Below are 18,219 nucleotides of genomic sequence, written 5' to 3' on the forward strand. Positions count from 1 at the left end.
GGAAAACAGCCGAAACACGGCGGTGCGGGTTTCGGCTGTTTTCGGCAAGGGTATTTGCCTGAATCAATCCTTATGCCCAATGGCGGGCGAGTTCGTCGGCTTCTGCCAAGCGCTCAACCGTGCCGACATCCAGCCATAAGCCGTTATGCCGCTCGCCCGACACCAGCCCTTCATTCATGGCTTGGCGCAGCAAGGGGGCAAGTTTCGCGGCTTGGCGCGGCGGGGTATTGCGGAACAAATCCGGGTGGTAAACGCCCATGCCGCTGAAGGTTAAGGCCGTGCCTTCGCTGCTTTCGGAAAGAACAGCACCGTTGCCGTTGAGCGCGAAATCGCCTTTCGGGTTATGAGCCGGATTGGGCACCAGCCATAAATGTGCCAGCTTTTGTTCCTGTTGCAGGGTTTGGGCGGCGTTAAAGGCCGTCTGAAAATCAATGTCGGTCAATACGTCGCCGTTGATAACCAAAAAAGGTTCGCTGCCCAGCAAAGGTAGGGCCGTAGCAATGCCGCCGGCGGTTTCCAAACCCGTTTCCCCCTCGGCGGAATAGGCAATTTCTACGCCGTATGCCGCGCCCGTGCCCAGCGTATCTTCTATCTGGCTGCCCAGCCAAGCATGGTTGATCACGATTTCGCGTATGCCTGCGGCGTGCAGCCGCCGCAGATGCCAGCCGATGAGCGGTTCTGCGCCTACTTTGAGCAGGGGTTTGGGGCAGGAATCGGTGAGCGGGCGCATACGTTCTCCGCGTCCGGCGGCTAAAATCATGGCTTTCATGTTGAATCCGTATCGGTTTGAACGGCTGGGATTGTATAACAAAGGCCGTCTGAAAATAAGGTTTACGTTTTTTTAAGTTTTTGTCATGTGTTTTGCAGGAAAATCTCGGTAATATGTTAGTTAACATATTAACTGAGGCTTTTGCCACCCCCTCGGATGCGGATGCAGCTCAAGGCGCAGCAACGCCGTAATATAAAGTGAAGTCGATAGACTGTGGCAGCAAATGAGTGCAAACAGATACAAATTTCCCTGCATAGCATAGAAAGGTGTAAATGATGAAACGATTCGGATTGATATTGCCGTTGTTTTTAATCGGTGCATGCACCACTTCGGTTGCGGTGCCCTTAGGCAACCATACCCAGCCCTTGCAAGGCTCGTGGCAGATTAAAGAAGCAGAGGGCCAAACGGTTCGCCCGGAGGTAGTGATGATGTTGGACGGTAAAGACAAGGCGTTCAGCATCAGCACCGACTGTAACCGCGTATTCGGCCGTTATATTGCGTCGTCCGACAAAAAATTGCAGTTCGGCGGTATCGCATCTACGTTAATGGCTTGCCCCGATGCCGCTACGGAACAGCAACTGACGCGCATTCTACCTTTGGTGCGGAGTTACCGTTTTGTCGGCCAACACATCGAGATGTTCGACCGGCAAGGAAAAACGCTTTTGCGCGGCGAAAGGGTTAAAGGAAATTAACTGCCCGAAGGATAAAACAGCAACGGCCTTTCCGAATAGGAAAGGCCGTCTGAATAAGGTTTGTAGCCAATAAACTTATTTTTGATACAAGGCGGCAACGCAGTAGCAGAAATAAAGTTTATTGACTATGCCGCTCTTATTGCGCGGCAGGCGCATCATGGAGTTCTGCCGCCTGCAAAGTATTTTCCAGCAAAGTGGCGATGGTCATCGGGCCGACTCCGCCCGGCACGGGGGTAATCATGGCGGCACGTTCTTTGGCCGCCTCAAATTCCACGTCGCCGCACAGTTTGCCGTTTTCCAAGCGGTTGATGCCGACATCAATCACGACCGCTCCCGGTTTAATCCATTCGCCTTTAACGAAATTCGGTATGCCGACCCCGACAACCACAATGTCTGCGGCGCCCACTTCTTCGGCCAAATTCTGTGTGGCGCTGTGGCAAACGGTTACGGTGGCACGCGCCAATAGCAGTTCGAGCGCCTGAGGCCGGCCGACAATATTGGATGCTCCCACCACTACGGCTTTTTTGCCTTTGGGGTCTATGCCGTAGGCTTCCAGCAAAGTCATCACGCCTTTGGGGGTGCACGGCCGCATCAGGGGCATTTTGACAACCAGACGGCCGACGTTGTAGGGGTGGAAGCCATCTACGTCTTTGTGTGGCAAAATGCGTTCCAATACGGCTTGGCTGTTGATTTGCGCGGGTAGGGGAAGCTGAACCAAAATACCGTCGACTTCGGGATCGGCATTTAAATCATCTACCAATTTCAACAAGGTTTCTTGCGTGGTTTCTTTGGGAAGCTCGTAGGAAAGCGACCGGAAGCCGACTTTTTCACATGCCGTTTTTTTGTTGCGCACATACACGGCGCTGGCGGGGTCGTCTCCTACTAAAACCACGGCCAAACACGGGGCACGCAAGCCGGCAGATTGGCGTTCGGCCGTTTTTTTCGTGAGGATTTCTAAACGCTGTTGGGAGATCTCTTTGCCGTTAATCAGCTGCGCGGTCATGTTGGTTCCTTTGGTGGATTGGGGACAGGTGCGGATTATCGCATTTTTGAATCCGCTTTTCATCTGGTGCGCTGCACACTCGCTTAGCCTCATATATGTATGTCTGCACCGCTGTGCTGCTACGCCTTGAACTGCATCCACATCTGGGGGTTTTGCAGAGGTCTCTGACTATATTTTCAGACGGCCTCGGGATAGATACTTGAATAAAAAAACACTTGGCAATGAAATGCCAAGTGTTTTTTTATTTGCCGGTTTGTTTGAACAAAGCCGGCACTTTAAACAAGCTCTTAAAACTTATCGTATTCGACAATCATATATTTGCCGCCGATATTTTTGGTGGCGTCGCCGTCGTCGCTCATGAAGATCAAACGGTTTTGGCCGTTTACTTTAACAGAATCGACGGCTTCGACGTTGGTCATGTGGCTCATGTTAGGCAAGTCGATGGGTTTGGCCTCGGAAGTAGGCTCGCCGTTCCACAACCAAAACTGCGGAAACTTCTTGCCTTGTTCATCTTTTACTTCATTGGTCAGGATGTACGATTTCAATACGGCATCATAGTTTATCGAGCGGATACCGCCGCCTTTAATATCCAAGAAGGCAACATCGACAAAGTTGGGTTTGGCTTTTTGCTCAAACATTTCTTTAGGGTTGTCGATGTAGAGAATCATCGATTTATCGCTGAACTCGGGATCGCGGAAACCCAGCAGCAGGCGGTTTTTGTTGGGGTCGTAAGCCAAACCTTCGATATTGATGGTTTTGAAATCCAACATGGTGCCGATTTTGCTGCGGATGAGCTGTTCTACTTGATCCGATGATTCGAGTATGTCCACCAAACCGTTAAACGAACTCAATTCAACCACTTCGTTACCGCGGATTTTGAAGCGGATAAAGTGCTCGCGGTCGGGACGGCGCACGCCTTCTCTGTTGCGGGAATGGGAGGTAATGGCGTAAACATAGCCGTCGTTATCCAAGGTGAGGCCTTCCAAGTCGCTGAGTTTGCGCTTGAAGCCGCGGACAATACGGGTATCAACCGATTCGTTTTCGTCTAAAGTGCCGTCCGGCTTAAACGATACGATGCTGGCTGCGCGAGAATGTTCGTCTTCTACCACCAACAGGCGGCCGTCGGGCAGTTGCTGTACTGCCGAAGGCTCGTATAAGCCCGTGAACGAATTGATGCCGAGGTTGCGCAGTTCTGCGGCGGCTTTGTCGGCACGCATCGACGGCACCACATTGGGCAGGGTTTTGATCGTAATGAAAGCCAACACTGAGATGAGCAAGCCCCAGCGGAAAGCGGCATACGACATATTCAGGTATTTGAACTGTTTGTTTGCCAACGATCCGAGCCAGTAAAGCTCTTCACTCATTTTTTTATATACTTCTTCGCGGTTAGCCATAATATCCTGCATCATTTCCCAATAGCGGTCTTTGGAGATTTTGACGCGGTCTTCATAAATCAGGATATTGGGCGATTCATTCACAAAGTGGGCTTCAGGCTCATATACCCGAGCCTTGAAATCTTTCAGCGACGCTTTGCGTTTGAATAAGTCTTTCAGCCATTCAACGGTGGCACGCATTTTACCCATGCGTTCGGGAGAGGCCGACAATAAGGCAAAAACGATAGAGGCCGCCGCTGTTGTCATAAAGATGCCGGCCGGCACGAGAAAGTCGGGTGAAGTTGAAAAAATGAATGCGCCGGAAATCATTAAGGCGGATACGATGAAACCGTTGAGCGAAATCATGATGTTGGCTTTGGTTGCCGCCAATGCCAGCAGTTCCATTTCGGTACGGAAGGCATTGCGGAACATCGTTTCCACGCCTTTTGCCGTTCCCAATTGCAATACTGGTTCTTCTTCGGGCTGAACTTTCGGCTCTTTTTTGGCTTTTCGTTGCTCTTTCAGCAATTTTTTCTTTGCTTTTTTTGCCGCAGCGGCTTCATCGGCAGATTCGTTTAATAGCGCATCTTCCGGTTGTGTCGGCACGGCATGGTTTTCATTTTCTAAATGTTCCAACATTAAAACCGGTTCCTGAACAGCCAAGTGATCCATATTGTGGTTGGGCTGCCCGTTCGGGGTGTTGTCAGTATGGATTAAGTCGTCGTTTTGTGCCGGTTTTTCGGAACGGGTGTTGTCGTATTCTGTCATGGCATACCTTAAGTGTGTCGGGTAATCTTCTTGTTGTAGAGTCGAAGCTAAAATGACGGAAGTATCTTAGTCTCGAACAAAGAAGGTCAATCAGATTTACAACATTGCATCTTGCATAACATTTGTTTACAAAATACAGGCAAAATAGTTTGTTACAACAGATTACGACCATAATTGAAAGTAATTGTTTCATATCTGCATACTTATTTTTCAAGAAAATATTCGGACAAAAGCTTCTGCCGTAAAAAATCTCCGGCAAAAGGCCGGAGATTGGTTTGTCGGGTTTGCATAGGGTATTGCGGATGCCGACGGGGTTTATTGGCCGGACGAAGGTTTTTTGCCTAACAGGCAGATAACCGAACTCATGCCTTGATGGCGGCTGCCTTCGTTCATTTCGCGGACGGAATGTTCGGCAACCAACCATTCCAAGCCCGATAAAGCCTGTTGCATTTCTTCCAGCGTGCCCAACAGCGCAGGGTCGCTGGGGCCGCCGGTGCCGTAGGCAATTTGGTCGGGGTGGTAGAACACGCCGGCAAACAGGCCGCCGGGTTGCAGCGCGTGCACAATACGCTGCATGGTGCGCGTGCGTTCGGGTTCGGAAAAATGACAGAATACCGACGTGATAACGGCGTAGTGTTCGGGCGGCATATCCATTTCGGTAATGTTTGCCATGCGGGTGGTGAAGTCCACCCCTTTTTGTTGTGCCAGTTTTTGTGCTTTTTCCAAACCGCGCAACGACATATCGACACCTTCGGTTTTCAAGCCCAGTTGGGCGAGAAAGATGCCATTGCGTCCTTCTCCGGTGGCCAAGTCCAATGCTTTGCCCTGCGTAGGCAGATAAGCACGGATACGGGCGATAAATTCGTTCGGCTCCGTACCGAATACATATTCTTCGGTTTGGTAGCGTTCATCCCATTGCGACATAAATGTTCTCCTAAAAATAAAAACGGTTTGCTGGTGTTTCAGACGGCCTGTTTCCGCACCGTTCCGACCACACAGACAAATAGAAAAAAACAGCCTTTCATTTGGCATGAAAACGGCCTGTTCAGGTAAATACAATCAGGTAAATTAATTAAAGCAATCAGTAGGATACAAATAGTGTATAAATCTTTACCAGAATTAAAATCCAGCTAATTTTAACCTAAGTTTTGCCCCCTACAATGCTAATCAAACAAAAGGCATCACCGGTTCGGAACAGCAAAAGTTTGAATGCGGCTATATGGCTATATGCGGTATCAAAAAGATTGTTGCCCCAGCTGTTATGAAGCTGACTTTGTTTGTTACTTGATGAAAAGGATACGACTATGAAACTCAATCTGAAAAAAACCACAGCGGTTTTGCTTGCAGCTACTTTAAGCGCCGGTGCTTACGCTTATGATTACAATGATTATCAAAGCTACGGCCAATACCAGCCCAGCTACAACCAAGACTACAATAACTACCTGAAAGACAAAGCTGCCAAGAAAGCGGCCAAACAAGCTGCCAAAGCGGCTAAAAAAGCAGCCAAACAAGCTGCCAAAGCTGCCCGCGCTGCTTTGCCCAAGCCCGAATCTGAAGCAGTAAACAAAAAGCTGCTGAAAAGCGCGGCTTACCAATCAGGCATTTACTACAAATCTTTGGATCAACACCGAGCCAATGTTGACCGTAACGGTGTGAAAACCATCGTTGCCAAAAACCACTACACCGGCCAAAACATCGGTAAGTTTACGTTCAACAGCATCCGCAGCGGCGGTGCGAGCGTACAATACGGTGAGTGGGTAGGCCGCGAGTTTGCCAAAGGTTCTAACCGCGCAGTTTACTACTCAGGCGACAGCCGCACCAGAAACATGCCTGTTTACGGTACTGCCACTTACGCGGTTAAAGGCTTCAACAACTACAAGGGCAATAACTTGATGACCGGTACGCTGAAAGCCGACTTCGGTGCCCGTACCTTGGCAGGTTCGTTGAAAAACTCTGCGGTTAACATGAACATTCATTCTTACATCGACACCAAAGATGCAGAATTCGAAGGTTACGCTTTTGCTAACGGCCACGCCGGTAAAGTTGACGGTAACTTCTTCGGTAACGGCGCTTCAAGCCTGGCCGGTGTAGCCAAGTTCAAAACCAACCCGAACCTGAACACTGCGTTCGGCGGTGTGAAGAAGTAAGTCAGGATAAACAGGCTTGACGAGAACGATTCTCCGAGAGCCTGATCCAACCCATCCGCTTATTTGTTTATAATATCAAATAAGCGGATTTTTATTATCTGAACATTCTTAGGTGCAGATTATGTCAAGAAAAACAGTGTGGTTGTGTTTGGCCGTGTGCTGGCCTGCCTTTGCACAAGACTTTCCCCGCCAAGCCGGCCGGACTCATGCTTTCACGCAAGACGATATCCAACAGCGTTTGTGGCAGAACACCCGTCAAATGGACAGGGCGCAGGAGCGCGAAGTGTGGGAAAAAGATGCGGCGGCGCAGGCTGCCTTGAGCGGCGGCGAAATGGAGCCTCAGGATACCGGCGCGGCATTATACGATGCCGTCAACCACAGTGATTGGCCCAAGGCGCGCCGGCTGCTTGCCGAGTATGAGCAGCAAACCGATCACGATAAAGATGTTGCCTTGTTGGCGCGTGCTTCGCTTGCCCGTGCCGAGGGCAAATGGAAACAGTCTAAGCAGCATTACGAAACCCTGCTCGAACGCCAGCCCGATTTCACGCGAGGCCGCCTTGATTTGGCCAGATTGCTGTATGAAGGCCATCTGAACCGTGAAGCCCAATCGCAGTTTGTGCAGATTGCCCGGGCGCCGGATCTGCCCGAAAGTGTTCGCGAAAACATTGCCTCTTTTCAGACGGCCTTAAACCAACGCAATTCATGGCGCGGGTCGGTACAAATCGGCGGCGTATGGAACAGCAACATCAACCACAGCCCCGGAACAGGTAAAGAATGGTGTGTGGGCGACATCATCGCAGGCGAATGCTCCGGCTTGTTGCAGGCAGACCCCGTCGAGAGCGGCTTCGGTGCAAAATATGAAGCCACCGCCGTGCGTCAATGGCAAATCAGCGGGCATCACGGCGTAACCGCGCGGGGCATTTCCTACGGAACGGTTTACCGCAATAAAAAAGAGCACGGCACGCATACCGCCAATCTGAGTGCCGGCTACCAGTTTGAAAACCACCGCGACAGCCTGATACTTGCTCCGGTGTTTGAATGGAGCAGCAGCGGCGGTAAAACCGATCAACGCAGTTACGGCGTGCGCGGCGAATGGGAAAGAGACGGCACCAACTGGCAGTGGAATAGCGAGGTAGAGTGGGCGCGTCTCGATAATGTGGACCGCTATAACCATTTGGACGGCCATAAAGTTTCCGTCAACAATACGCTAACCTACCTCCCGCGCAACGATATGCTGCTGTATGCCGGTTTGGATTTCGAGCGGCGCACGGCGGCGAGCGACGTTTACGCCTACCGTCAGGCTTCTGCACGGCTTGGTGCGGTGAAAATATTCCGTCAGGGTTTCAGCGCGGGATTGAACGCCACCCTGCGCCGCCGCACGCACGACGGATACGAAGCCTTTTTCCAAAACCGCCGCCGCGACAACGAACAGATTTATCTTGCCAGCCTGACTGCCGACCGCTGGAAGATTGCCGGTTTGAAACCCGTGCTCAGCGTCAAACACCGCAGAGTAAACGGCAATATCGGCTTAAACAGCTACAAACAGAACGAAATCGGCTTGGCTCTGCAAAAAACCTTCTAAACCCTGCCGTCATTCAATCAAGGCCGTCTGAAATAATCTTTCAGACGGCCTTTTGCTGCCGATAAAGGGGTAATGGAATTTAAGCATTTAAAAAACCGAAATAAAATAAGAAAAAATGCCGCCGGCGTTTCGGCTTGGCAGGCGCACGAAAAATTTAGCTTAAATCATAAAAATCTGTAATTTTCCAACAAATAGTCGGCTTTCGGGTTAAAATTCTGCACATAACACACTTTGCACATAACACAAAACGTACCGCAATCGAAAGGATGTTTGCCATGAGTGCTTCACAACGCGATTTAACCCGCATCCGCCATAATACTAAAATCGTGGCCACCCTCGGCCCGGGCAGCAACAATGTTGACCTGTTGAAAGATATGATTGCCATAGGCGGTTTGAATGTCGTCCGCTTCAATTTCAGCCACGGCACGCCCGAATTTCATCAAGAAAACGCCCGCATCGTGCGCGAAGCCGCCAAATTGGCAGGCCGCGAAGTGGCGATTATGGCCGACCTGCAAGGCCCGAAAATCCGTGTAGGTAAAATCGAAGGCGGCAGCATCAAACTTGCCGCCGGCGAAAAACTGCTGCTCGATGCCGCATTGGAAGGTGAGGGCAACCGCGATCGCGTCGGCCTCGATTACCGCGACTTGCCCAAAGACGTGAAAGCGGGCGACATTTTGCTGCTCGACGACGGCCTGCTTACCTTGATTGTTGACAACGTTAACGGCAGCGAAATCCTGACCACCGTGTTGAACAGCCACACGCTCAAGAGCAATAAAGGCATCAACAAGCAAGGCGGCGGGCTTTCTGCCGGTGCGCTGACCGAAAAAGACTTCCGCGATCTGAAAACCGCCATCGCCATCGGTTGCGATTATCTTGCCGTCAGCTTCGTCAAATCGGCGGAAGACCTGCACACCGCCCGCCGTTTGGTGGAGCAGGAAATGCAGGGCAGCGATGCCGTCCGCCCCGGTTTGGTATCGAAAATCGAGCGGGTGGAAGCCATTACCAATTTGGATGAAATCATTATGGCTTCAGACGGCATCATGGTGGCGCGCGGTGATTTGGCGGTGGAAGTCGGCAATGCCGCCGTGCCCGCCCTGCAAAAACGCATGATCCGCCGCGCCCGCGAGCTGCGCCGTTTCAGCATCACCGCCACGCAGATGATGGAAAGCATGATCACCAACCCCGTGCCGACCCGCGCCGAAGTGAGCGACGTAGCCAATGCCGTGTTGGACGGAACCGATGCGGTGATGTGTTCGGCAGAAACCGCCATCGGTGCGTATCCCTTTGAAACCGTGCGCCAAATGGCTCTGATTTGTGCTGCCGCCGAAGCCGAACAAGATTCGCTCAACGGTGTGAGCGAAGAGCATAGCGAAGACGCGGTAAGCACCAATCTGGCGATTGCCGGCGGCGCGGTTCACGTTGCCCGAGCCGTGAATGCCCGCGCCATTGTTGCCTTAACCGAGAGCGGCTCGACGGCCTTCGAAATCAGCCGCCACAGCATCCAACTGCCGATCTACGCGCTCACGCCCAGCATTTCCGCCCAACGCCGTATGGCGATGTACCGCGGCGTGCGTCCCATGATTTTGGCAACCAGCACCGACCACGATACCGCTTTGGATCAAGTGGAAAAAACGCTGGTGGAGCGCAAAGTATTGGCCGCAGGCGACCAATACATCATTACCAGCGGTTCGCGTATGCGCGAAAGCGGTTCGACCAATATGCTGCAAGTTTCTACCGTGCGCGGTTGAGATCGGGCATTGCGTATATAAAAACCGAAAGGCTGTCTGAAAAATTTTCAGACGGCCTTTCGGTTTTTGTAGCCTTATGTATAGAAAAGGTTTTTTAATGAAGCTGCATTATTTCTTGGCTTTGAAACCCAGCAAATGCTGCTGCGTGGCCAGCCATGCTCCGGCAACGCCCAGTGCGGACACCACGGCCAAAATCAGCAGCACTTCCCAAAAGTGGAAATAACGCCAGTCGATATGCAGGCCGTAGGGTTTGAAGATGCGGTTGATCAGCGGCTGTGAGGCGTTGACGAGCCAGGCGCACAGGGCGAGGCTGACGCCGACGGCTAAGATGCCTTGCCATACGGCTTGGTAGAGAAACGGTCGGCGGATAAATGATGCGGGTGCGCCGAGCAGTTTGGTGATTTCGATTTCTTCTTTACGGCTCAGGATTTGCAGACGGATGGTGTTGTGCGCCACCAAAACGAACGCCACGCTGAGGGTAATGGCCAAAAACCAGAAGATTTTGTGCAGAAAGTCGTTGATTTGGTAAAGCGTTTGCATCCATTCGGTGTCTAAGCTGGCACTTTCGACCATAGGCAGCTGATCCAAATCGTTTTTCAGGGCTTCCATTTCTGCGGGTGCCGTAGCGGGGTCGGGCGTAACGATGAAAACGTCGGGCAGGGGGTTTTCATCGAGCATCGACACTAAATCCTGCCCGCCCATGCTGGTTTGGAGTTCTTCCAAGCCTTTTTGTTTGCCGATAAATTCGCTTTTGGTGATGCGCGCATCTTTGGCGAGCAGGTTTCGGACGGCTTCGGTATCGCCCGCATCGGCGCCAAGTTCCATATAAAGCGTGATTTGCGGCGATTCGTTGAGTTTGCCCAGCACGGCCTGCGAGCTTTGTACGCCGAGGTAGAGCGTGAGCGGGAGCGTCATGGCGATGGCCAGCATAACGAGAATCAGGAGGGTGCCGACAGGCTGTTTCCACAGTTGTTTGACGGCGTTGGCGGCGGATTCGAGATGGAGCGACAGGTAATGGTTCATGATGCAAACCTGCCTTCCTGCAAGCGTAAGATGCGGTGGCCGTAGTCGGCCATCAGGGTTTCGTCGTGCGCGGCCACAATCACGGTGGTGCCTGCTTCGTGAAAGGTTTTGAAGAGTTCCATAATATCGAGGGCGTAGGCGCGGTCGAGGTTGGCGGAGGGTTCGTCGGCAATCAGGAGGCTGGGTTGGTGCACAACGGCGCGGGCGATGCACAGGCGTTGCTGTTCGCCGCCGGAAAGGGTAATCGGGTCGGAAAGTTCGCGACCGCCCAAGCCTACTTTTTCGATGGCGATGCGGGCGCGGTTTTCGGCCTGTTTGGCGTCGTAGCCGATAATGCGCAGCGGCAGCAATACGTTTTGCAGCACGTTGCGGTCGAACAGGATTTTGTGGTCTTGAAACACAATACCGATATGCTGGCGCATGAAGCCGATTTGGTTGTCGTTAAGGCTGCCGATGTCTTGGTTGTTCATCCATACTTTGCCTTGGGTGGGCTTGGTAATGCCGGAAATGAGCTTGAGTATGGTGGATTTGCCGGCACCGGAATGCCCGGCCACGAAAATCATTTCGCCTTTGTTGATTTTGAAGCTGACGTTTTTCAATGCCTGAAAACCGCCGGGATAGGTTTTGGAAACTTGCTCGAAACGAATCATAGCTTTTCTCGTTGAAAGTGGTTTCAGACGGCATAGGCCGTTTGAAAAAGAAGGCTGAAATCTCAGGCTGAGACCTTTGCAAAACCCCCATCTGCGGCGCATTTCTGCGTTGTGCGCTGCTCGCTCGTTTGCCTATCTGCATGATATGTCTGCACTCGCTGTGCTGCTACGCCTTGAACTGCATCCACATCTGAGGGTTTTGCAAAGGTATCAGGGTGCGATTATACCGAATAATCCGCCGTGCTTCAGCCGCGCTAGGCAGGCGGAATATTTTTATTGCGCAGCGGCGCGGCAGGGAGTTTGTTGTTTTCTGTATGCAGTTTGGGCGGGTGCGGTTTGTGTGCGGCGGGCGGCTCGGGTATGGGTGTATCGGCGGTATGTCGGGGCTTGCGGGGAACAGTTGCCGTGCGGGAGCGTGCGGCTGGGTGGGAGTTTGGGCGGTTTGGGTGCTCTTAACGGGTTAGGTTTGGGGTTTGTGTCTGTTGTTTGCTTATGCCTGCCTATATAATGCACACTTATTTTTCAGACGGCCTTGCTTTGCGCAAAGGCTTATGGCCGTCTGAACAGCGATTTTTGAAAGGAACCGCCATGCTCTCCACCGAACAAGTTAAAAATATGATTGAAGCCGTTGCCCGTTGCGAATATGTAGAAGTTGAAGGCGACGGCCATCATTTCTTTGCCCAAATCGTATCGTCTGAATTTGAAGGCAAAGCCCGCCTTGCCCGCCACCGCCTGATTAAAGACGGTTTGGCCGACAAGCTCGCCAGCAATGAATTGCATGCTTTGTCGATTACGACGGCTGCAACGCCTGAAGAATGGGCGGCGAAACAGGGCGGTTAGGCCGTCTGAACAACGCTCCGAACGGTGTAGGGGATAATGCCGCTCGGGGTGCGCTGCAACCGATTAAAACAAATAATTGCGGGCAGGCCGAACCTTAAACATGGGTTTTGCAAAGGTTTCAGGCCGGCAAAAGATGCCGCACCGCCCGCCAACCAAACACATTACATCACAAGCTATCATGCTGATTCTCAACCCTTCTTTTCTCAAACAGCCGCCGCCGCGCGCTGTTGCTTTCGCCGTGCTTCTGGCTTTGTTGTGGACTGCGCTGCCGCTGGTGTCTTCGCTGCCGGTTGCGATTATGGCGGTGTTCGGCGGCATGTGGCTGCTGCGCTTGGTTTTGCTGCGTTTGGGCATTGCCAAGCTGCCCGCGCCGGCATTGATTTTATTGATGGTTATCGGCGGTGCGCTGGTGTGGCAGCAGCTCGGCACGGTTATCGGGCGCGACGGCGGGGTGTCGTTTCTGCTGCTGATGGTGATGCTCAAGGCTTTTGAAGGCAATACCCGCCGCGATTGGCAGGTGCTGCTGTTGGCGATGCTGTTTTTAATCGGTTCGTCGGTTCTGTTCGACCAAAGCCTCACCGTCGGCCTGTGGCTGCTGCTGGCCTTGCCGATGGTGGGCGTATGCTTTGCCGTGTTGTGCGGTTTGAATGTGAAAGAAGCCGCCAAACAAACCGGCCTTGCCTTGCTGCTTACCTTGCCGCTGGCCGCCGTGCTGTTTGCCGCCGTGCCGCGGCTGAGCGAACCGCTGTGGCGCATTCCCCAGCCGCAGCAGGGTCAGGCCAAAACCGGTTTGTCCGACTTGATGGAGCCGGGCAGCATCAGCAATCTGGTGCAGAGCGACGAATGGGTGGCGAACATCACCTTTTCAGACGGCCTCAAGCCGCAGCGCAGCGATATGTATTGGCGCGCCATCATCATGGCCGATTTCGACGGCGTGCGTTGGCGCGCGCTCGACAACACCTATATAGACGAAGCCCGCAGCGCAGCCAACCCCGCACGCACCGTCGAATATCAAATGATTATCCGCGACCAAAACGGCGCACTGCCCGCTTTGGATTATCCCGTCGGCCAGCTCCACGGCAGCCTCACCAAACGAATGGGGCAGATTGTACGCGCCCACCGCAGCCGCGAAGGTTTGCGCCGCATCACCTTGCAGGCATCGTTGAGCGACACCCTGCCGCACAAGCTCACCGAAGGCGAACGGGTTTTCTACACCCGCCTGCCCGAAGGCAACCTGCAAACCCGCCTGCTTGCCGATGCCCTAGCCAAACAATCTGCCGGCGAACGCCAGTTTATCGACAAAGTGCTGCATCACTACCGCAGCAAAAAATTCAGCTACACCCTGCAACCGCCGCGCACACCCGGGCGCAACGGCATCGACGAATTTATGTTCCACACGCAGCAAGGCTTTTGCGAACACTATGCACAGAGTTTCGTCGTGATGATGCGCGCCGCAGGATTGCCCGCACGGGTCGTTACCGGCTATCAAGGAGCCGAATACAACGAACAAGCCGGATTCTGGCAAATCCGTTCCAAAGACGCACACGCATGGGCGGAAGTGTGGCTGCCGCAAGAACAAGCATGGCTGCGCGTCGATCCCACCGCCGCCATCTCCTCCGTGCGTGCCGAAAGCGGCATCAGCCAAGCCCTGCCCGAAGCCGAACGCAAAATGGTTTCAGACGGCCACAGCCTCTTCGCCCGCTGGCGCGATACCGGCCAATTTTACTGGCAGCAATGGGTGGTGAACTACGATCAAAGCAAACAAAACAACCTCTTCGAACTGCTCGGCTTGGGCGGATTCAACTGGAAAACCCTACTGCTGGTGCTGCCCGCAGGCATGGCCTTGGCGTTGCTGCCCCTGCTGAAATGGTGGTTCGGCAACCGCAGCCGCGAACGCGATTACCTAAACGAAGGCTTCACACAACTCAAAACCGCCTTGCTTGGCGAAGAAGACGAAACCGCTCCCGCCGTGAGCGCAGGCGAACTGCAAAAACTGCTCAACAGCAACGGCATCGAAAACCCCGAACTCACCCGCCTGCTCAAACAATACGAACACTGGCTCTACGCCGCCGACCGCCCGACATTGCGCACCCAAAAACGCTGGTATCGCGCAGCAAAGAAAGCCGCCAAAAAGCAATACCGGCAGCAGCATTAGTTTGCTAGAGTTCATACAACAGAGGCCGAGACCTTTGCAAAACCCCCATCTGCGGCGCATTTCTGCGTTGTGCGCTGCTCGCTCGTTTGCCTATCTATTTGATATGTCTGCACTCGCTGCGCTGCTACGCCTTGAACTGCATCCACATCTGAGGGTTTTGCAAAGGTCTCAGGCCGTCTGAAAACAGCTTTAACTTGATTGAAGCGATGTTTTCAGACGGCCTCTTTTTTGCAGTGAAAGGGAGTGCAAAATTTTAAACCGTTATGATATATTTCTCACTTGATAGTTAATGCAGAAATAATAAAAATACATTGGAGAATGTCTGTGGATACTCAGCCTATCCGAGCTTACTACGCCCATTCCGCCGAAAACCGGCCTGAACAAAAACGGCAAACCTTGCAAAGCCTTTTCTCTAACTATGAAGAGATGGCGTCAAGGTTTGCCGCTTTTTTATGCAAATTTAATTTAATTAGGAAGAAGATGAATGGCTGAACATTTTATTGCCCACGTCCGCCGTTCCGATAATACGCCTCAATCTGTGGCCACCCATCTTACCGAAACCGCTGCGATTGCCAAGCTGTTGGCTGGGAAATTGGGCTTGGATCTGTCGGGTGAACTATTGGGATTAATGCATGATTTCGGCAAGTATTCTTTGAAATTCCAGAAATACATTCACGATGCCACGGGTTTGATTAATCCGGACTTGGACGAAGAAGAAAGTACGCCGGGTGGTGCGAAAGTAGATCACTCAACTGCCGGTGCGCAATGGGTTTATTGCCGTTTGAAGCAGTTTGGCGTTCGTCAGGGTGGAGGGGAGTTATGCGGGCAGATGCTGGGGCTATGTATTGCTTCTCATTATGGTATCGCTTTGGTAGTAGATAAGTAAGGAATATGGTGGATGCCGATGAAAGTATTTATGGCGCATGTGCGCGTTAGCGATATCAACAAGTTTCAAATTCATGATGTCAGAAAACATTTGCAAAAAGTAGCCAAACTTGCCGCTCAATTTGCTGGTGCGCGAGGGAGAGTCTTTGCTCACTATGCAGGTCTGCTGCATGATTTAGGCAAGTTTCAAGCGGCTTTTCAGGATTATATTGAAAGAGTCAGTGGCTTTAAGAAAGAAGATGCTCATCTAGAAAACTTGGAGGAAAGGGGAGTAGCAGCCAAGATTTCGCACTCGACGGCGGGTGCCAAGTATGCGGTGGGGGCTTTTGATCCATTTTTTGGGCACTTATTGACGTATTTGATTGCTGGACATCATGCGGGTTTGGCAGATTGGAATGATAAAGGGGGCTTAAAGCATCGTTTACAACAGGCGGATCAGGAATTAGAGAGTGCGTTGCTGGGAGCAAGAGAAGCTGGATTTGATGAGGAAATCCAAAATCTTTCCGATGATGATCTGTTGGCAGATTTTCAGTCGTTTTTTGCGGAAAACGACAAAATTTTAGCCGAACTTCATGTCTGGATTCGGTTTTTGTTTTCTTGTTTGGTGGATGCCGATTTCTTGGATACCGAAGCGTTTATGAATGGCTATGCGGATGCGGAGATGGCAAGGCAAGCCGGCCTGCGACCAAGTTTTCCTGAGTTGTCGGAGTTGCATAGTCGCTATCAGGCGTATATGGAAGCATTGGCAGCAACGACTGATAAGACTTCTGTACTCAACCAGGAACGCAATCAAATTTTGATGCAATGTTTTCAGGCGGCTGAATGGAATGAGTCATTTTTTGGTTTGACGGTGCCAACTGGTGGCGGCAAGACTTTGGCCAGCCTCGGTTTTGCACTCAAGCATGCATTGAGGTTTAATAAAAGACGCATTATTTATGCGATTCCGTTTACCAGTATTATTGAACAAAATGCCAATGTATTTCGCAAGGTGTTGGGTGATGAGGTGGTGCTGGAGCATCACAGCAATCTGGAGGTGGATGAAAAAAAGGAAACGGCACGCAATCGTCTTGCTGTTGAAAATTGGGATGCGCCACTGATTGTGACCACCAATGTGCAATTGTTTGAAAGCCTTTTTGCTGCTCGTCCCAGTCGTTGCCGGAAAATCCATAATATTGCTGACAGTGTGGTGATTTTAGATGAGGCGCAGCAAATTCCACGGCCATTCCAAAAACCGATTACAGATGTGATGCGAGTGTTGGCGCGTGATTATGGCGTGACGTTTGTGCTGTGTACCGCTACACCGCCCGAGTTAGGTAAGGACGTCGATGTTTTTGGAAAAGTTTTATTGGAGGGATTACCGCAGGTTTACGAAATCATTGCGGATAAAGCTGCATTGGCAAAGCGTTTGCAGCGTGTTCGCATTAGGCTACCTGAAAAAGATGATCCCAAGAAAAGCTGGCAACAGGTTGGTGATGAAATTGCGGAGCGCAATTGCGTGCTGGCTGTGGTCAATACGCGCAAACATGCTCGTAAGTTGTTTGCCGCCCTGCCTGCAGATGGCATCAAGCTGCATTTGTCTGCCAATATGTGTGCCGCACATCGGGCGGAAGTAATTGCTCTGATTCGCCGCTATTTGCAGCTTTATGGCGATGGCAAACTTGCGCAACCGCTTTGGGTGGTCAGTACGCAGCTGATTGAGGCAGGTGTCGACTTGGACTTTCCGGTGGTTTATCGCGCCATGGCAGGTTTGGATAGCATTGCGCAGGCGGCTGGGCGCTGCAATCGCGAAGGAAAGCTGCCGGGTTTGGGAGAGGTGGTGGTGTTCCGAGCAGAGGAGGGTGCGCCCAGTGGCAGTTTGAAACAAGGACAGGACATTACCGAGGAAATGCTGGCGGCAGGTTTGTTGAACGATCCCTTATCGCCCGATGCATTTGCAGAATATTTTCGACGTTTCAATAAGAAAGGGGAGCGTGATCAGCACGGAATTTCCACATATCTGATGATGGAGCAACCCAGCGAACAAAATCCATTGGCTATTAAATTCCGTACCGCCGCAGAAAAATTCCGTTTGATTGATGGTCAAGGCGTGGCTCTGATTGTGCCGTTTATTCCTTTAGTTTGGGAGGAAAGAGAAAACCTTCCTAACATCGTTAAGACACATGAACTGCCTGAATTTTTTAAACATTGCCTGGACGGGGTGCCGGTTGAGGAGTGGGAAGACATATTAAAAAAACGGCGCTATCCGTCTACTCTCGATGAACACTTCGGAAAAACGGATAAACCACCTTTACCCGAGCCGTTTGAGACATGGTTATCGTATTTGGAAAGTGATCCACTAAAGTACAAATGGGTATACCGCAAGTTGCAGCGCCACACGATTACCGTACATGAAAACGAGTTGAAAAAGCTGCCAGTAAATGCAGTGGTGGAACGGGCAGGGTTATTGGTGCTGGACGTCGGTTATTATGATGAGGTGCTTGGGGCAAGTATGGATGACAATTGGTTGATGTCTCCTGAGTGTTCTGTTATGTAAAGGAAACGCCCCTAATTGGGAAGGGGCGTTTTTTATCATGGAATATTCCAA

General features: G+C 51.7%; 15 protein-coding genes and 1 pseudogene. 10 read left to right on the forward strand and 6 right to left on the reverse strand.

Features of this window, described 5'->3' with window-relative positions; all coding sequences use genetic code 11:
• Window positions 1–70 precede the first annotated feature (70 nt).
• Window positions 71–769, reverse strand: a complete 699-nt coding sequence (gene murU / locus AKG43_RS06940) for an N-acetylmuramate alpha-1-phosphate uridylyltransferase MurU (protein ID WP_054599842.1) — start codon at window positions 767–769, stop codon at window positions 71–73.
• Window positions 770–1,041: 272 nt separating this feature from the next.
• Between murU and AKG43_RS06945 the strand changes: the two genes are divergently transcribed.
• Window positions 1,042–1,461 carry an META domain-containing protein gene (locus AKG43_RS06945; protein ID WP_082403008.1) on the forward strand — a complete coding sequence of 140 codons (420 nt, stop codon included), beginning with the start codon at window positions 1,042–1,044 and terminating at the stop codon, window positions 1,459–1,461.
• A 136-nt stretch (window positions 1,462–1,597) separates the two neighbouring features.
• Here the strand turns inward: AKG43_RS06945 and folD are convergent, their stop codons facing one another.
• The 3 genes from folD to AKG43_RS06960 form a co-directional block, all read right to left on the reverse strand.
• Window positions 1,598–2,464 (reverse strand): bifunctional methylenetetrahydrofolate dehydrogenase/methenyltetrahydrofolate cyclohydrolase FolD, encoded by an 867-nt coding sequence (gene folD / locus AKG43_RS06950; RefSeq protein ID WP_054599844.1) that lies wholly within the window; start codon window positions 2,462–2,464, stop codon window positions 1,598–1,600.
• Window positions 2,465–2,751: 287 nt separating this feature from the next.
• The gene (locus tag AKG43_RS06955; protein WP_054599845.1) at window positions 2,752–4,605 is read right to left on the reverse strand and encodes a Pycsar system effector family protein; all 1,854 of its coding nucleotides are present in this window, start codon (window positions 4,603–4,605) and stop codon (window positions 2,752–2,754) included.
• Between the two features lie 315 nt (window positions 4,606–4,920).
• Window positions 4,921–5,529: a bifunctional 2-polyprenyl-6-hydroxyphenol methylase/3-demethylubiquinol 3-O-methyltransferase UbiG gene (locus tag AKG43_RS06960; RefSeq protein WP_054599846.1), complete on the reverse strand. Its 609-nt coding sequence runs from the start codon at window positions 5,527–5,529 to the stop codon at window positions 4,921–4,923.
• A 380-nt stretch (window positions 5,530–5,909) separates the two neighbouring features.
• Here AKG43_RS06960 and AKG43_RS06965 point away from each other — a divergent pair, with 380 nt between their 5' ends.
• From AKG43_RS06965 to pyk, 3 genes are all read left to right on the forward strand, one after another.
• A complete protein-coding gene (locus tag AKG43_RS06965; RefSeq protein ID WP_054599847.1) occupies window positions 5,910–6,752 on the forward strand; it encodes a Slam-dependent surface lipoprotein in 843 nt (280 codons plus the stop codon).
• A gap of 121 nt (window positions 6,753–6,873) precedes the next feature.
• On the forward strand, window positions 6,874–8,334 hold the full coding sequence (locus AKG43_RS06970; RefSeq protein ID WP_082403009.1) for a surface lipoprotein assembly modifier: 1,461 nt from the start codon (window positions 6,874–6,876) through the stop codon (window positions 8,332–8,334).
• Between the two features lie 275 nt (window positions 8,335–8,609).
• On the forward strand, window positions 8,610–10,082 hold the full coding sequence (gene pyk / locus AKG43_RS06975; RefSeq protein WP_054599849.1) for a pyruvate kinase: 1,473 nt from the start codon (window positions 8,610–8,612) through the stop codon (window positions 10,080–10,082).
• A gap of 108 nt (window positions 10,083–10,190) precedes the next feature.
• Here pyk and ftsX read toward each other — a convergent pair whose 3' ends face one another.
• Window positions 10,191–11,105, reverse strand: coding sequence for a permease-like cell division protein FtsX (gene ftsX, locus AKG43_RS06980; RefSeq protein ID WP_054599850.1), 915 nt, complete (start codon window positions 11,103–11,105; stop codon window positions 10,191–10,193).
• Window positions 11,102–11,755, reverse strand: coding sequence for a cell division ATP-binding protein FtsE (gene ftsE, locus AKG43_RS06985; protein ID WP_054599851.1), 654 nt, complete (start codon window positions 11,753–11,755; stop codon window positions 11,102–11,104). The genes ftsX and ftsE overlap by 4 nt, the downstream gene beginning before the upstream one ends.
• A gap of 67 nt (window positions 11,756–11,822) precedes the next feature.
• Here ftsE and AKG43_RS13650 point away from each other — a divergent pair.
• The 6 genes and pseudogenes from AKG43_RS13650 to cas3 all read left to right on the forward strand — a co-directional run.
• A pseudogene (locus tag AKG43_RS13650) lies at window positions 11,823–11,969 on the forward strand (signal peptidase); the annotation flags it as partial.
• 374 nt (window positions 11,970–12,343) lie between these two features.
• Window positions 12,344–12,595, forward strand: a complete 252-nt coding sequence (locus tag AKG43_RS06990; RefSeq protein ID WP_054599864.1) for a BolA family protein — start codon at window positions 12,344–12,346, stop codon at window positions 12,593–12,595.
• A 133-nt stretch (window positions 12,596–12,728) separates the two neighbouring features.
• Window positions 12,729–14,750, forward strand: coding sequence for a DUF3488 and transglutaminase-like domain-containing protein (locus AKG43_RS06995; RefSeq protein WP_054599865.1), 2,022 nt, complete (start codon window positions 12,729–12,731; stop codon window positions 14,748–14,750).
• Between the two features lie 34 nt (window positions 14,751–14,784).
• The gene (locus tag AKG43_RS13305) at window positions 14,785–14,931 is read left to right on the forward strand and encodes a lipoprotein signal peptidase (protein ID WP_082403013.1); all 147 of its coding nucleotides are present in this window, start codon (window positions 14,785–14,787) and stop codon (window positions 14,929–14,931) included.
• Window positions 14,932–15,234: 303 nt separating this feature from the next.
• Window positions 15,235–15,636 (forward strand): CRISPR-associated endonuclease Cas3'', encoded by a 402-nt coding sequence (locus AKG43_RS07000; protein ID WP_054599852.1) that lies wholly within the window; start codon window positions 15,235–15,237, stop codon window positions 15,634–15,636.
• Between the two features lie 12 nt (window positions 15,637–15,648).
• Window positions 15,649–18,168 (forward strand): CRISPR-associated helicase Cas3', encoded by a 2,520-nt coding sequence (cas3, locus tag AKG43_RS07005; protein WP_156300635.1) that lies wholly within the window; start codon window positions 15,649–15,651, stop codon window positions 18,166–18,168.
• Window positions 18,169–18,219: the final 51 nt, after the last annotated feature.

Origin of the sequence: Neisseria sp. 74A18 (genome assembly GCF_001308005.1) — a bacterium.
Lineage (GTDB): Bacteria > Pseudomonadota > Gammaproteobacteria > Burkholderiales > Neisseriaceae > Neisseria > Neisseria dumasiana.

Excerpts from the sequence above, each read along its gene's own strand:
- murU (WP_054599842.1), bottom strand. The coding sequence starts at position 769 with ATGAAAGCCATGATTTTAGCCGCCGGACGCGGAGAACGTATGCGCCCG.
- AKG43_RS06945 (WP_082403008.1), top strand. The coding sequence starts at position 1,042 with ATGATGAAACGATTCGGATTGATATTGCCGTTGTTTTTAATCGGTGCA.
- folD (WP_054599844.1), bottom strand. The coding sequence starts at position 2,464 with ATGACCGCGCAGCTGATTAACGGCAAAGAGATCTCCCAACAGCGTTTA.
- AKG43_RS06955 (WP_054599845.1), bottom strand. The coding sequence starts at position 4,605 with ATGACAGAATACGACAACACCCGTTCCGAAAAACCGGCACAAAACGAC.
- AKG43_RS06960 (WP_054599846.1), bottom strand. The coding sequence starts at position 5,529 with ATGTCGCAATGGGATGAACGCTACCAAACCGAAGAATATGTATTCGGT.
- AKG43_RS06965 (WP_054599847.1), top strand. The coding sequence starts at position 5,910 with ATGAAACTCAATCTGAAAAAAACCACAGCGGTTTTGCTTGCAGCTACT.
- AKG43_RS06970 (WP_082403009.1), top strand. The coding sequence starts at position 6,874 with ATGTCAAGAAAAACAGTGTGGTTGTGTTTGGCCGTGTGCTGGCCTGCC.
- pyk (WP_054599849.1), top strand. The coding sequence starts at position 8,610 with ATGAGTGCTTCACAACGCGATTTAACCCGCATCCGCCATAATACTAAA.
- ftsX (WP_054599850.1), bottom strand. The coding sequence starts at position 11,105 with ATGAACCATTACCTGTCGCTCCATCTCGAATCCGCCGCCAACGCCGTC.
- ftsE (WP_054599851.1), bottom strand. The coding sequence starts at position 11,755 with ATGATTCGTTTCGAGCAAGTTTCCAAAACCTATCCCGGCGGTTTTCAG.
- AKG43_RS06990 (WP_054599864.1), top strand. The coding sequence starts at position 12,344 with ATGCTCTCCACCGAACAAGTTAAAAATATGATTGAAGCCGTTGCCCGT.
- AKG43_RS06995 (WP_054599865.1), top strand. The coding sequence starts at position 12,729 with ATGCCGCACCGCCCGCCAACCAAACACATTACATCACAAGCTATCATG.
- AKG43_RS07000 (WP_054599852.1), top strand. The coding sequence starts at position 15,235 with ATGGCTGAACATTTTATTGCCCACGTCCGCCGTTCCGATAATACGCCT.
- cas3 (WP_156300635.1), top strand. The coding sequence starts at position 15,649 with ATGCCGATGAAAGTATTTATGGCGCATGTGCGCGTTAGCGATATCAAC.